The organism is Erythrobacter sp. A6_0 (genome assembly GCF_017744235.1).
Classification (GTDB): domain Bacteria; phylum Pseudomonadota; class Alphaproteobacteria; order Sphingomonadales; family Sphingomonadaceae; genus Qipengyuania.
This window is the reverse complement of sequence record NZ_JAGHQR010000002.1, coordinates 523,519-536,068: the sequence shown is the minus strand read 5'-3', so window position 1 is coordinate 536,068 and position 12,550 is coordinate 523,519. Positions and strand designations below refer to the sequence as shown.

Below are 12,550 nucleotides of genomic sequence, written 5' to 3'. Positions count from 1 at the left end.
TGGTAGAATTACGAGGGCACCAAGGAAACCCCGCTTTAGGAGTAGACATGCCAAAAGGCCCGCCACTCTTTCGAGTGACGGGCCCTTTCGCCAATCGGGTGATCGATGTGTTATTAACGCAGCAGCGACAGGACGCTCTGCTGGCTCTGGTTTGCCTGGGCCAGCATGGCGCTCGAAGCCTGGCTCAGGATCTGCGCCTTGGCGAGAGAGGTCGTCTCGGCCGAATAGTCCGTGTCTTCGATCCGCGAACGGGCGTCGGACAGGTTGGTCGCGCCGGTTGTCATGGTGTTGACGGCGGATTCGAGCTGGTTCTGCGAGGCACCGAGGCTTGCACGGGCGCTGCTGATGGTGTCGAGCTGCGTATCGACGGTGGCCATCGTGGTGGTCGCTGCCGTACCGTCGGCACCGGCCACGCTGTAGGTGGCACCCGAAACGGCCGAGAGGTCGGAGAAGGTCATGCTGACCGTGTCGGTGGAGTTCGCGCCAGTCTGGATCTTCACGACGCCAGAGGTACCGGCCGAACCGTCGAACAGCTTATTGCCGTTGAATTCGGTGTTGGTGAGGACGTTGGTCATCTGCGTCTGAAGCGCGTCGATTTCCGTCTGCAGGTTGTTGCGGTCGTCGGCGGAATAGGTTTCCGAAGCGGCCTGAACCGACAGTTCACGAACGCGCTGCAGCATGTTGGTGACTTCGCTCAGTGCGCCTTCGGCCGTCTGCGCCATCGAGATACCGTCGTTCGAGTTACGGATGCCCTGGTTCATGCCGCGAACCTGCGAGGTCATGGTGGTGGCGATGGCGAGGCCGGCGGCGTCGTCCTTGGCGGAGTTGATGCGCTTACCGGTCGAGAGGCGCTCCATCGCCGAACCGAGCATCTTGCTGGCGGCGTTGGCGGAGTTGGTGGCCTTCATCGCGCCGATATTGGTGTTGATCACGTTCATGGCAAAAATCCTTCTGGTCTATCGATCACTGCCCCCTCGGGATGCGGCAGCCGAGACACAGACCGACCATTCTTGCCGGGTATTAAGCCTTGCCGGGGCAGAAATTTGCCGGTTTCGCAGCCCACTACGTAAAAATACGAGGTCTAAAATTATCCATTCCTTGGACGTCGAGGGGGCAAAAGCCTTCATGTCGTTAAGACATTCCAATCGGGGGCACCAATGCACGGACTGACCAAGACCACGAGTTTTTCGCGCAAGCACGGGTCGCTCGACTCGCGGCTCGCCGGAATCGCGTCGTCGCTGTTCATGAAGCGACCGGTTACGCTGGCCGATGACAGCGATACGAGCGCGAACCGGGATGCACGCAGCATCGTGGTGGCGCGATCGGACGCGGCGGCGTTTTCGCGGTCGGGGCAGGGCGGCACTCTTTATTATAAGGACCCCAACGCCGAAAGCAGCATCGCCGCGCTGGTCGCGATGATCTATGCCGGTCAGGGCCCTGTGGCCGCCGATCCCGCCATGCTTTCGATCATCGCGCTGGCCGATCGGCTGGCCCGCACCGAAATTCCCGTCCTGATCAACGGACCGACCGGCACCGGCAAGGAAGTCCTGTCGACCTTTATCCATGCGCGCAGCGACCGGGCGGACAAGCCGTTCATCGCCGTCAATTGCGCTGCGATCCCCGAAACCATGCTCGAAGCCATGCTGTTCGGTCACGAGAAGGGATCGTTCACCGGCGCCAATGCCGCTGGCGAGGGGTTCTTCCGCGCGGCCGACGGCGGTACGCTGCTGCTCGACGAAATCGCGGAGATGCCGCTGTCGCTGCAGGCCAAGCTGCTGCGCGCGCTTCAGGAAGGCGAAGTCGTCCCCATCGGTGCGACCCGCCCGGTGAAGGTGGACGTACGCATTATCGCCTGCGCCAACCGCGATCTTCCCCACGAAGTCGAGCAGGGCCGCTTCCGTGCCGACCTTTTCTATCGCCTCAACGTCTTTCCCGTCAGCATGCCTGCCCTTCGCGAGCGTCCGGCTGATATCGCTCCGCTCGCCTTCACCATGCTGCTGCGCCATGCACCCAAGGGCGAAGCGATGCCGTGGATCGGCGATGCCGCGCTCGACACGCTGCGTGCCTATGCATGGCCCGGCAATGTGCGCGAGCTGGAAAACGTGATGCGGCGCGCGCTTCTGCTTGCACAGGGCCAGAGCGAGATCGCGCCCGAACACATCGTGTTCGACATGGCCGCGCGCCCGGTCGCCTGCGAGACGGCCCCGGCCGCTACCATGCCAGACGCCATGGAGGCGGTGGCCGACGCGAAGGGCCAAGCCGCTCCGGCGAAACTTTCGAAGATCGTGAAGCTCAGCGAAGCGCGCGCGATCATGGACACTCTTGAATCGGTCGGCGGACACCGCGCGAATGCCGCGCGTGCGCTGGGCATCAGCGAGCGCACCCTGCGCTATCGTCTGGCGTCCTTCCGTGAAGCCGGCATCGCTATGGGAGCGGCACGATGAACCCGGTAGGCGGCATCGGCGGCGGCGGATCGATCGAACAGATCATCGCCATGCGCCAGCAGATCATCGATCGGTCGAAGGTTCTGACCGATCTCCACCAGGCCAAGCCGGCGGCGCCGACCGAGGCAGGCGGCGTTGGCGCAACGCAGGCCCAGCCGACCAGTTTCGGAGATTCGCTCAAAGGTGCGCTCGACAGCGTCAATGCGGCACAGAGCCGCTCGGGCGAACTTACCGCAGCCTACGAGCGCGGCGAGACGACCGACATCGCCAAGGTCATGCTGGCTCGCCAGGAAGCGGGCGTGGCCTTCGAAGCAACTCTCCAGGTGCGCAACAAGCTGTTGTCCGCGTACCAGGAAACCATGCGAATGGGGATCTGATAGATGAGCGACCTCGTTCCCGCCACGATGCCCGCACAAGGTAACGGGGGCATGTCGGCCAATCTCAGCGGCGGCACGATCGTCGATCGCGCCAAGGCGCTGACGGCGCAGCCGGGCGTAAAGAAGATGCTCCCCTGGTTCGCCGGCACGGCGGGCCTCGGCGTTCTGGCGCTGACCTGGGCGGCCATGTCGCCGGCACCGCAGCGCATGCTGTATTCCTCGCTCGACGATGCCGAACGTGCCAGCGTGGTCGAAACGCTCGATACGGCGGGCATCGCCTACACGATCGACAACAATTCCGGCGCGCTGACGGTGGGCGAGGACGATCTGTATCGTGCGCGCATGCTGGTCGCATCGGACGGTTCGCTCGCCGCGCCCGAAAGCGGGCAGCAGATGCTCGAAAACCTGCCGATGGGCGCCAGCCGGACGCTGGAAGGCGATCGCCTGCGGGCGGCGCAGGAACGCGAGTTGGTGCTTACCGTCATGGAAATCGACGGGGTGGAGGCGGTGCGCGTCCATCTCGCCAAGGCCGAACGCTCGGTCTTCGTGCGCGAAGATGTCGATCCTTCGGCATCGGTCATGGTGCGCATGGCGCGCGGGCGCCAGCTAACCGACAGCCAGGTCACCGCCATCACCAACCTCGTCGCCGCATCGGTGCCGGGGCTGGGGACGGAATCCGTCAAGGTGGTGGACCAGCACGGCAAACTTCTGACCCAGCCGCGCGATCCCAATAGCGGACGGCTCGACCTTCAGGCGCAGCTCGAAAGCAAGCTCAACGCGCAGGTCAATCAGCTGCTCGCCCCGATGTTCGGGACCGAGGCGTTCTCGGCACAGGTCCAGGTCGAGCTCGACATGAACGAGGTCACCTCCGCGCGCGAAAGCTACGACAAGGACGGCACGATCCGCCGCGAGACGACGCAGCAATCTCAAACTGCGGGCGGCCCGGCGGGCGGCATTCCCGGCGTGCTCGCGAACACCCCTCCTGCCGACGCGGAGGCCGAACAGCGCGCTCCCGAAGACGGCCAGCAGGCCGAGGCCGGTGGTACGGGCGAGAGCAGCGCCACGCGTGTTTACGAGATGGGCCGCGAGGTCTCGGTCTCCAATCTGACGCCGGGATCGATCAAATATCTCTCGGTCGCCGTGGCGATCGACCAGGCGGCGCTGGCCAAGGCGAGCGCGGCGGATATCAACAAGGTCAAGGAATTGGTCACTGCCGCCGTGGGCGCGCGGGCCGACCGGGGCGATCAGGTGACCGTGATCATGCGCCCGTTCGAAAAGGTCGAGGAGGAAGTCATTCCCTTCTACGAGACCGGCTGGTTCGCCATGGCGGTGCGCAATGGAGTCGCGATCTTGGCGGTTTTGCTGGTCCTGCTGCTGGCGGTTCGCCCCGCGATCAAGGCGCTGAAGGGCCGGATGGAGCCGGTCAAGGAAGGCGAGAGCGACGAAACGCTGCTGGTCGAGGGACCGGATGGAACTTTCGTTCCCGAAAGCAAGCCGGGCCTCGATCGTGAAGCGCTCGATGCGCAGATCGAACTCGCCCAGCGGATCGCGCGTGAGAATCCGGACGACGCGGTGCTCGCCCTGCGCCGCCTGCTCGCCGACAATACTCAGCAGGGACAACCGGCATGATCCAGTCAGATATCCCCCAGCCGGATACCGCGCTCTCCGCCGAACCTGCGGTGCCCGCGCTGCTGGGCGCCGACAAGGCCGCCATCATGGTGATGCTGTTGTCGGAAGAAGATGCCTCGCGCATCCTGTCCCAGCTTACGCCCGACGAATTGCGCCAGATCGCCACCACCATGGTGGAAATGGGCGAAATCGAACCGCGTGCGATTTCCGATGCCATTGCAGGCTTCTCGCATTCGACAGAAGGCAAGGGCATCTCCGCTCATGGCCGCATCGACAATGTACGCCGTATGCTGGAAGGCGCGGTGGGCGAAGTGAAGACCGAAAACCTGATGCGTCAGGTTGCGCCCCAGGAACAGGAAATGAGCCAGCCGGCGCTCGGCCTGTTGCGCTGGTTGGAACCCAAGATCATCGGCGAGATCCTGGCCGACGAACACCCCCAGGCGATCGCAGTGCTGCTCCTGCAGCTCGACAGCGACGTGGCGGCGGCTGCGCTTTCGGCGCTGCCCGAGCATCTGCATACTCCGGTGCTGCACCGCGTGGCGCGGCTGGGCCCGGTTTCGCGCCAGGCGATCGGCATCTTGGAACAGACTCTCAACGCCAAGATCGAAAGGCTGCACGGTGCGATTCCGCTGACCATGGGCGGGGTTCGCCAGGCCGCGGAGATCATCAACAGCTCGCATCGCAGTGTCGAACAGCGCGTGATGCCTTCGATCAGCGAGATCGACAAGGATCTCGCCAAGGAACTCGAGAACGAGATGTTCAAGTTCGAGCATCTGTTCGCGCTCGATACGAAGATGATCGGAACGCTTCTGCGCGAAGTCGAAAGCGACGTCCTCATTTTGGCCCTGAAGGGGCTGGAAGAGCCGCAGCGCGACCTCTTCTTCGCGGCCATGTCGAGCCGCGCGGCCGACGGCCTGCGCGACGAAATCGAAAATCGCGGCCGGGTTCGCAAATCGGAAGTGGACGTGGCGCAAAAGGATATCGTCGCGATCGCCAAGAAGCTGATCGAAAGCGGCGACCTGATCATGGGCGATGGCGGCGACGACTATGTCTAGGATCGCCTACGCGGACCTTGGTCGTCCCGGCGCATTCACGCCGAGTGTACGATATACTCGGACCCCGCAAGCGGAGGCTCCCGAACCGGTCGCGGTCGATCCTGCCGCCGATGCCTATGGCACTGGATATCGCGAAGGGCACGCTGCCGCACGTTCCGAAGCCGAGGCGGAACTGATGCGCGAACGTCAGGAGCGCGCTCGTATCGAATTGGCCTTTGCCCGCTTCGATGCCGAAAGCGCGCTTGCGTTGCGCGAAAATCTGAGGACCACCGTTCTTGCCCTTTGCGAGGATGCGGTTCTGCCGCTGGCGCTCGATCGAGACGGGCTCGCTCGCCGGATCGAAGCGGCTGCGGCGATGTTCCAGCGCCGCCATGACGAGAGGACGATCCTCATCCACCCGGACGATCTCGCGCTGGTCAAGGACAGTGTCTCCGATGCCCTCGAACTCGTGCCCGATCCCAGCGTCGAGCGCGGAGGGCTGCGGGTCGAAACCGAGGATGGCGGTGTCGAGGACGGTCCCGAACAATGGCGCCGTGCAATTGCGGAGGCGCTCGATTCATGCGTGCCCTGATAGAGGCGACACTGGAAGAATGCGCCGGCGGCGGGAGTTTCGATCTCGCGCCGCGCCGCTTCGGTCGTGTCGTGGCCTGCGACGGGGGTTTGATCGAAGTGTCCGGCCTGGGCGTTCCGATCGGCACGCTCTGCGCCATCGCACAGGGCCGCGGGGTCGAACATCGGGCCGAGACGATCGGATTTCGCAACGGCCACACCATGATGATGATGCTGGGCGATACGGTCCTGCTGCGTCCAGGTGCGGTGGTCAGGCCCGAAGGCAGTCCCGGAATGCTGGCCGTGGGCGAGGATTTTCTCGGTCGTTCGGTGGACGGGGCAGGGCGCCCCATCGACGGCAAAGGGCCGGTCGGCGCGACCGTGTCCTGGCCCGCAGGTGGCTACCGGGTCGATGCGCTCGACCGGGCAAGCGTGACCGAACCGATGGATGTCGGGATCCGCTCTCTGAACGCACTGACCACGTTCGGAGTGGGGCAGAGGATCGGGATCATGGCCGGATCGGGCGTCGGCAAATCGGTGCTGATGGACATGATCGTCCACGGGGCGGATGCCGATGCGATCGTTGTCGGCCTGATCGGGGAACGCGCGCGCGAAGTCTCCGATTTCGTCAACCGCTATATGGGCGGGGAACGCGCCGCGCGCACCGCCATCGTGGCCGTACCCGCCGATCATGCAGCCAATCTGCGTTTACGCGGAGCGATGCTGGCGACCAGCATGGCCGAACATCTGCGGTCCAAGGGTAAGCGCGTGCTCCTTATATTGGACAGCCTCACACGCGTGGCGCACGCTGCGCGCGAGATCGGCATCCTGCTGGGCGAGCCTGGCGCGGCGAGGGGCTATCCTCCTTCCGCCCTGGCGACGATCACCAAGCTGATCGAACGCGCCGGAAACTCCGCCGAAAGCGGCGGATCGATAACGGGCATCTACACCGTCCTTGCCGATGGAGACGATCAGAACGATCCGGTCGTGGATACGGCGCGCGCCATTCTCGACGGACATATCGTGCTTTCGCGGGAGATCGCGCAGCGCGGACAATATCCGGCGGTCGATATCGGCGCATCGCTGAGCCGCGTCATGAACGACATCGTGCCGCCCGATCACGAGAAGATCGCGCGCCGTTTCCGCGCGCTGACCGCAGCCTACGAGGCGAACCGCGATCTGGTGATGATGGGCGCCTATCGCCCGGGAACGGACAAGCTGCTGGACGAGGCCATCGCGCTGCATCCGCGCATGGTCGATTTTCTGTCGCAGGGAACGCGAGACCAGGTGACGCTGTCGCAAGCGGCCGATCAGATGCTGGAATTGCTCGCCCATGCCGCCTGACAAGCGCAAGCTGAAGCGCGCCAGACTGATCGAGCGCGTCCGTACGGTCGAAAAAAGCCGCTCCGCGCTCGCGGCGTCGGAGGCGGAAGCCCTGCGGGAACGTCTGTTCGGGGTGGCCGAGCGCACCCGATCGCTGGCGCGTTATTACGCCGAAAAGGACGATGCGCTGACCGGCATGGACCTGCGCAGCGGAAAGGCGATGCAGGACCAGCTCGAACATCTCGTCGCCGTAAGTTCAAAACAAGCCGCCGAAGCGGAGAAAAGATCCGACGCGACACTGGGCGATCTGGCGGCGGCGGAACGGCGACGCAAGCGCGCGTTCGAGGATCGCCGCGATCTGGTCAAGGCCATCGTCTCTCATCTTTCCCAGTCTTAGAGGGTGGGCCGTGCCGGTTTGGCACGCTTCTTGATAGAATATCCGTGACAGCCACACGGATATACGATGATCAACTCGCTCTCCTTTCTGACCTCGCTCGAAACGCCTTCCAAGCTGAGCTTTTCCGCCGAATTTTCGGGCGAAGAAGAGGCTGGAAAGAGCGCTTTCGACGGGTTTGCGAACCTGCTCGATCAATTGGTCCAGATCGCGCCGATCGAAGGCGACGGCAAAGCTGTCGGCCTCCTTCCGCCGGCAGCTCAGGAAGCGCTGGCGGCAAGCGGCAAGGAAAGCGGCAAAGAAAGCGGCAAGATTTTGCCGGTCTTGCCGGTCTTGCCGGTCTCGCTGCCGGGCCTCGCTTCGTTGCAGGCTTTTGGGGCGGAAGACGATGCACCGCTTGATGCGTCTGGCACTCCCAAGACTATCTTGGACACACCGGCCTCCATGACGGCGAAAATCGTCGAACTGCCCGTCGGACGCCTCGACGCGGCGCGCCTGGCGCAAGGCGCGGCCCTAGCGCAGGCAACGCCTTCGGTATCTGCGCAGAATCCCGCGGCGGATTTGACGACGCCGACAGCAAATGTCCTGCCGGTCGAATCGAAGATCTCTCCGGCCGCGAACCTCGCAACGCTTCCTGCCGCCTCGTCTTTTGGCGCTCCTGGCGCTGCCTCGCCCGTCGCCGCTCTTGTTGCCGCTTCGGCTGTGTCGACCGCCTCGACGACCGCTTCGCCTGTCGGCATTCCTGCCGCCGTTTCGCCCTTCGCCACTGTTGCTACCGCGTCGCCTGTCGGCACTCTTGCTGCCGCTTCGGCCCTGTCGACCGCCTCGACGCAATCGCTCACCGACACGCCGGTTTCCGCCATCACTATCGCAGCCGCACCGACGACTTCGGTGGCCATGTCCGCACGCGTCGAGAAAGCTGCTGTGGTGGACCTTCCGGTGTCGGCCAGCGAAACTGCGCGCCGTATTCTCAGCACGGGCGAAGATGCTCCGACACCCGCGCCGGTTCCCGCTACCCGCGCCGTCCTCGCGACCTCGTCCGAAACCGGGGCGCAGACCGCCGCCGCAGCGACGGCGCTTTCCCCGATGGTGGCCAAGAGCGATGCGAAGCCGGGCCCTGTCGCCCAGGCCGCCGCCCTCGCACCCGTCGCTTCCGCGAAAACCGAAGGCGAGGCGGACACCGCGCGTCCGGTCGAAGCCGTCCAGGCTCCCACCCGTCTCGCTGCCCCTGCCGAGATGCCCCGTGTCGAACCCGCGATCGCCGCGCCGAATGCTCCGGCCAGTACGCCGACCGGGACCGAGGCGATTACGCGCGCCGCCGATCTTGCCCGTCCCGACGCCTTCGCAGCCATCGACTCGATCGCCCGCATGGTCGATCGCCTCTCCGCCGCCCGCGATTTCGGCGTCGTGCCGACGGCGGCCATGGCTGTGATGCACAAGGAATTCGGCGAGCTTTCGATCGCCATCGACCGGATCAGCGATACGCTTCAGGTCGAAGTCGCAGCCAAGGATGGCGAGGCGCAGCGCGCCCTTGCCGCGGCGCTTGCCAATGAGCGCGCCGCCGCCCTTGCCGGCGATCGCGGCCCGCAGCGCAGCTTCGAAGCGCAGCAGGGTGCGGCGCAGGGTCATACCAATGGCAATGGTGCGGGCCAGTCCGCTGCCGGAGCCGATCGCGGCACCGCCGACACTTCGGGTCAGGCCGCTTCGAACAATGGGCAGTCGCAGCGCGAGGGCCAGGGCCGCGAGCGCACCCGGCCCGAAGGCCAGCCGCTTCATGCTCGCAACCCCGCCGCTTCCGACCGTCCGTCCGCCAGCGATGACGGCCGCTACGCCTGACCACAGATAGACACGTTTAAACACAGGGATTGATCATGTCCGACGCGAAAACTGACACCGCAGAGCCCAAGAAGAAGGGGGGCTTCATGAAGAAAGCGCTGATCGCGCTCGTCCTGCTCGGGGCGGGCGGCGGTGGCACTTACGGCGCTTTCGCCATGGGTATGCTGGGCGATGCCGGCCATGAGAAGGAAGACGACACTCCCAAGCTCGTCCTGAAGGGCGAGGAGGATCCCTATCCCTTCGGTGCTGCCGAAGCCGAGAAGGACAAGGTCAAGGTCGTCCATGGCACGGGCGGCAGCAAGTATCGCACCGCCTATTACAACTTCACTGACGAATTCACCTCGAACCTCGCCGGTGGCAGCGCTCTGGTTCAGGTCAGCCTGGCCGCCTCGACGAATTACGACGGGCGTGTGCTGATGTGGCTGCAGGAGCACGAGACGGCGCTGCGCTCGCGCGTGCTGGCCGAACTGGCCACCACCGACGAGATGCAACTCATCGATGTGCGCGGCAAGGAAGAGCTGCAACAGCGCCTGACGAAGGCGATGAACGAGGTGCTGGAGGAGCGTGAGGGCTTCGGCGGCGTCGAGAACGTCTACTTCCGGTCCTTCATCGTCCAATGATCTCCGAAAACTTCCCCGATACCGCGACAGCGAAGCGCGCTGCCCGTCATTGCGACGAGTTGTTGAGCCGCGCCGCGACGCCGGTCGATCTCGAGACCGAATTCGCACGCCTCGTTCGCCAGATCAGCGATCAGGCGCAGCCGCTGCTGGCCGAATTGTGCGACAATCGCGGCCTGACGGTGGCGATGGGATCGATCGCGACGGTTCCCGCCGCAGACTGGCTGGCCCAGTTGGGCGCGGGCGGATTGCACGGCTTCTATTCGCTCGGCCAGGATACGCGCGGCGCACTGGTCTCGACGAATGTGGGCGCGCTGGTCGCTCAGTTCGAACGGATCCTTGGCGGTACGGGCGAAGTCGACGAGTTGTGCGACACCCTGCCTTCTTCGGCGGCCTGCTTCGCGCGCCAGTTCGAAGGCAAGATCAATTCCCTTCTCCAGCGCGCCAGCGACCGCCGCGAATTCGCGCTCAGCGCGACCGGCGAACACGCGCACGAAATCATGCCCATCGCGGGGACGGAAAAGGTCTGGACCGCCACGCTCACCGCGACGCCCAAGGGCGCGGCCACCGGCTGGGAAATCCGGTTCGCACTGTGCCAGTCGACGCTGATCGAGCTGGTCGGCTCGCGCGCCGTCTCGCCTGCTACCGGTCGTTCCATCGGGGCGCGGGGGCTGGATGGATCGGCGATCGGCAATGTCGATCTGCCGCTGCGTGCGGTGCTGGTCGACGTGCCGATGGCGATCTCGCGCATCGCGCAGCTGGCCGAAGGATCGATGATCCCGGTCGCCCTCCAGCGCAACGTTCCGGTCCTGATCGGCAACACCACCATCGCCCATGGCACCGTCGGCGAACTCGACGACCGGGTCGCCATGGAACTCACGCATACGAACTTTACGGGGAATCTCTGACATGTCCTTTTTGAACGACGGCTTCAGCCTGATCCAGGATATCGACGTCCGCCTGACGGTGGAACTGGGCCGCAAGAACATGCGCCTGCGCGATGTTCTTGCACTGGGCGAATCCAGCGTGATCGAACTCGACCGGCTTACCGACGACCCGTTGGATATTATGGTTAACGGCAAGCTTATCGCGCGCGGCGAAGTCGTGGCGCAGGGCAATCGCTTCGCCATCCGAGTGCTGGAGCTGGTGGGCGCATCGGGTGAAGCCTCGTCCGAGCGCCGCGCTCCTCCCATCACTGCCGCGCCCGTCCAGAACCCGGAAGAAGCCATCTGATGTTCTGGTACGTCCTCAAGCTTCTGGTCCTGCTGCCGCTGATCGGCCTCATGATCTGGGGCACGCTGAAGCTCGCCAAGAAGATGCAGGGCCAGTTCGGTGCGCCTTCGGGCGGAACCAAGGCGGTGCGTATCGTCGAGACGACCATGCTTTCGCCCACGCTGCGTCTCGCGGTGATCGAATTTCACGGCCGCGAAATCCTCGTCTCCACCTCCAAGGGCGGCCTCACCCGCCTCGCCGAAGCGCCTGCTCGCCCATCCGAGCACTCGGCCGAACCCGCCATCTCGCAGGAAATCGTCCAGTGATCGCACGCCTTTGGAAAGCGGGCGCGGCTCTCGTCGCGCTGAGCTACCCCACGCTGGTCAACGCGCAGGTCGGCACCGCTGCGGCCACCGGCGGCGATACCGCCGTCTCGGGCGCGCTCGACCGTGCGTTCGGCCAGCTTTCGGGCGCCGGTGGTGAACCGCTGAGCCTGTCGCTCCAGCTGCTGCTGGTGATGGGCCTGCTGACGATTCTGCCGGCGCTTCTTTTGATGATGACCAGCTTCACGCGTATTATCGTGGTCCTCGCGATCCTGCGCCAGGCCCTAGGCCTACAGCAATCGCCGCCCAATCAGGTGCTGATCGGGATCAGCCTGTTTCTCTCGCTCTTCATCATGGCGCCGACGCTGGACCGCGTGAACGAAGCCGCCATCGCGCCCTATTCCGCAGGCCAGATCGGCGCGGAAGTCGCGATCGAGCGGGCGGGCGACCAGTTCCATGCGTTCATGATCCGCCAGACGCGCGAATACGACCTCGAAATGTTCGCGGACATCGCCGATGCGGGCCAGTTCGCTTCGCCCCAGGACGTTCCGTTTTCGATCCTGCTGCCCGCCTTCGTGACCAGCGAATTGAAGACCGCTTTCCAGATCGGCTTCATGCTGTTCCTTCCCTTCCTCGTGATCGACCTCGTCGTGTCCAGCGTTCTGATGAGCCTGGGTATGATGATGATGAGCCCGATGATCGTTTCGCTGCCCTTCAAGCTCCTGCTCTTCGTCCTGGTCGACGGATGGGCGCTGCTGATGGGTTCGCTCGCCTCAAGTTTTGGATGATCC

Annotated in this window: 14 protein-coding genes; 13 read left to right on the top strand and 1 reads right to left on the bottom strand. The window is 64.6% G+C overall.

The window, feature by feature from the left end:
* Positions 1–113 precede the first annotated feature (113 nt).
* Positions 114–938, bottom strand: coding sequence for a flagellin (locus J7347_RS08290; RefSeq protein ID WP_209161618.1), 825 nt, complete (start codon positions 936–938; stop codon positions 114–116).
* A 219-nt stretch (positions 939–1,157) separates the two neighbouring features.
* Between J7347_RS08290 and J7347_RS08285 the strand changes: the two genes are divergently transcribed.
* The 13 genes from J7347_RS08285 (at position 1,158) to fliP (ending at position 12,547) form a co-directional block, all read left to right on the top strand.
* On the top strand, positions 1,158–2,444 hold the full coding sequence (locus J7347_RS08285; protein WP_209161617.1) for a sigma 54-interacting transcriptional regulator: 1,287 nt from the start codon (positions 1,158–1,160) through the stop codon (positions 2,442–2,444).
* Entirely contained in the window at positions 2,441–2,821 is a 381-nt protein-coding gene (gene fliE / locus J7347_RS08280; protein WP_067682895.1) for a flagellar hook-basal body complex protein FliE, read from the top strand. The genes J7347_RS08285 and fliE overlap by 4 nt, the downstream gene beginning before the upstream one ends.
* A gap of 3 nt (positions 2,822–2,824) precedes the next feature.
* Positions 2,825–4,450 carry a flagellar basal-body MS-ring/collar protein FliF gene (fliF, locus tag J7347_RS08275; protein WP_209161616.1) on the top strand — a complete coding sequence of 542 codons (1,626 nt, stop codon included), beginning with the start codon at positions 2,825–2,827 and terminating at the stop codon, positions 4,448–4,450.
* Positions 4,447–5,505: a flagellar motor switch protein FliG gene (gene fliG / locus J7347_RS08270; RefSeq protein WP_209161615.1), complete on the top strand. Its 1,059-nt coding sequence runs from the start codon at positions 4,447–4,449 to the stop codon at positions 5,503–5,505. Before fliF ends, fliG begins: the two co-directional genes overlap by 4 nt.
* On the top strand, positions 5,498–6,076 hold the full coding sequence (locus J7347_RS08265; protein WP_245173908.1) for a FliH/SctL family protein: 579 nt from the start codon (positions 5,498–5,500) through the stop codon (positions 6,074–6,076). Before fliG ends, J7347_RS08265 begins: the two co-directional genes overlap by 8 nt.
* Positions 6,064–7,398: a FliI/YscN family ATPase gene (locus J7347_RS08260; RefSeq protein ID WP_209161613.1), complete on the top strand. Its 1,335-nt coding sequence runs from the start codon at positions 6,064–6,066 to the stop codon at positions 7,396–7,398. Before J7347_RS08265 ends, J7347_RS08260 begins: the two co-directional genes overlap by 13 nt.
* On the top strand, positions 7,388–7,774 hold the full coding sequence (locus J7347_RS08255) for a hypothetical protein (protein WP_067682903.1): 387 nt from the start codon (positions 7,388–7,390) through the stop codon (positions 7,772–7,774). Before J7347_RS08260 ends, J7347_RS08255 begins: the two co-directional genes overlap by 11 nt.
* Positions 7,775–7,840: 66 nt before the next feature.
* Positions 7,841–9,607: a hypothetical protein gene (locus J7347_RS08250; protein WP_209161612.1), complete on the top strand. Its 1,767-nt coding sequence runs from the start codon at positions 7,841–7,843 to the stop codon at positions 9,605–9,607.
* A 35-nt stretch (positions 9,608–9,642) separates the two neighbouring features.
* Positions 9,643–10,227: a flagellar basal body-associated FliL family protein gene (locus J7347_RS08245; RefSeq protein ID WP_209161611.1), complete on the top strand. Its 585-nt coding sequence runs from the start codon at positions 9,643–9,645 to the stop codon at positions 10,225–10,227.
* Between the two features lie 62 nt (positions 10,228–10,289).
* Positions 10,290–11,132: a FliM/FliN family flagellar motor C-terminal domain-containing protein gene (locus J7347_RS08240; protein ID WP_209161610.1), complete on the top strand. Its 843-nt coding sequence runs from the start codon at positions 10,290–10,292 to the stop codon at positions 11,130–11,132.
* A 1-nt stretch (position 11,133) separates the two neighbouring features.
* Positions 11,134–11,457, top strand: coding sequence for a flagellar motor switch protein FliN (fliN, locus tag J7347_RS08235; protein ID WP_067682911.1), 324 nt, complete (start codon positions 11,134–11,136; stop codon positions 11,455–11,457).
* Positions 11,457–11,762, top strand: a complete 306-nt coding sequence (locus tag J7347_RS08230) for a flagellar biosynthetic protein FliO (protein ID WP_209161609.1) — start codon at positions 11,457–11,459, stop codon at positions 11,760–11,762. Before fliN ends, J7347_RS08230 begins: the two co-directional genes overlap by 1 nt.
* A complete protein-coding gene (gene fliP / locus J7347_RS08225; RefSeq protein WP_067682915.1) occupies positions 11,759–12,547 on the top strand; it encodes a flagellar type III secretion system pore protein FliP in 789 nt (262 codons plus the stop codon). The genes J7347_RS08230 and fliP overlap by 4 nt, the downstream gene beginning before the upstream one ends.
* The last annotated feature ends 3 nt before the right edge of the window (positions 12,548–12,550 follow it).

Bases quoted from the DNA above. Each gene is read 5' to 3' on its own strand.
- J7347_RS08290 (WP_209161618.1), bottom strand. From the start codon at position 938: ATGAACGTGATCAACACCAATATCGGCGCGATGAAGGCCACCAACTCC.
- J7347_RS08285 (WP_209161617.1), top strand. From the start codon at position 1,158: ATGCACGGACTGACCAAGACCACGAGTTTTTCGCGCAAGCACGGGTCG.
- fliE (WP_067682895.1), top strand. From the start codon at position 2,441: ATGAACCCGGTAGGCGGCATCGGCGGCGGCGGATCGATCGAACAGATC.
- fliF (WP_209161616.1), top strand. From the start codon at position 2,825: ATGAGCGACCTCGTTCCCGCCACGATGCCCGCACAAGGTAACGGGGGC.
- fliG (WP_209161615.1), top strand. From the start codon at position 4,447: ATGATCCAGTCAGATATCCCCCAGCCGGATACCGCGCTCTCCGCCGAA.
- J7347_RS08265 (WP_245173908.1), top strand. From the start codon at position 5,498: ATGTCTAGGATCGCCTACGCGGACCTTGGTCGTCCCGGCGCATTCACG.
- J7347_RS08260 (WP_209161613.1), top strand. From the start codon at position 6,064: ATGCGTGCCCTGATAGAGGCGACACTGGAAGAATGCGCCGGCGGCGGG.
- J7347_RS08255 (WP_067682903.1), top strand. From the start codon at position 7,388: ATGCCGCCTGACAAGCGCAAGCTGAAGCGCGCCAGACTGATCGAGCGC.
- J7347_RS08250 (WP_209161612.1), top strand. From the start codon at position 7,841: ATGATCAACTCGCTCTCCTTTCTGACCTCGCTCGAAACGCCTTCCAAG.
- J7347_RS08245 (WP_209161611.1), top strand. From the start codon at position 9,643: ATGTCCGACGCGAAAACTGACACCGCAGAGCCCAAGAAGAAGGGGGGC.
- fliN (WP_067682911.1), top strand. From the start codon at position 11,134: ATGTCCTTTTTGAACGACGGCTTCAGCCTGATCCAGGATATCGACGTC.
- J7347_RS08230 (WP_209161609.1), top strand. From the start codon at position 11,457: ATGTTCTGGTACGTCCTCAAGCTTCTGGTCCTGCTGCCGCTGATCGGC.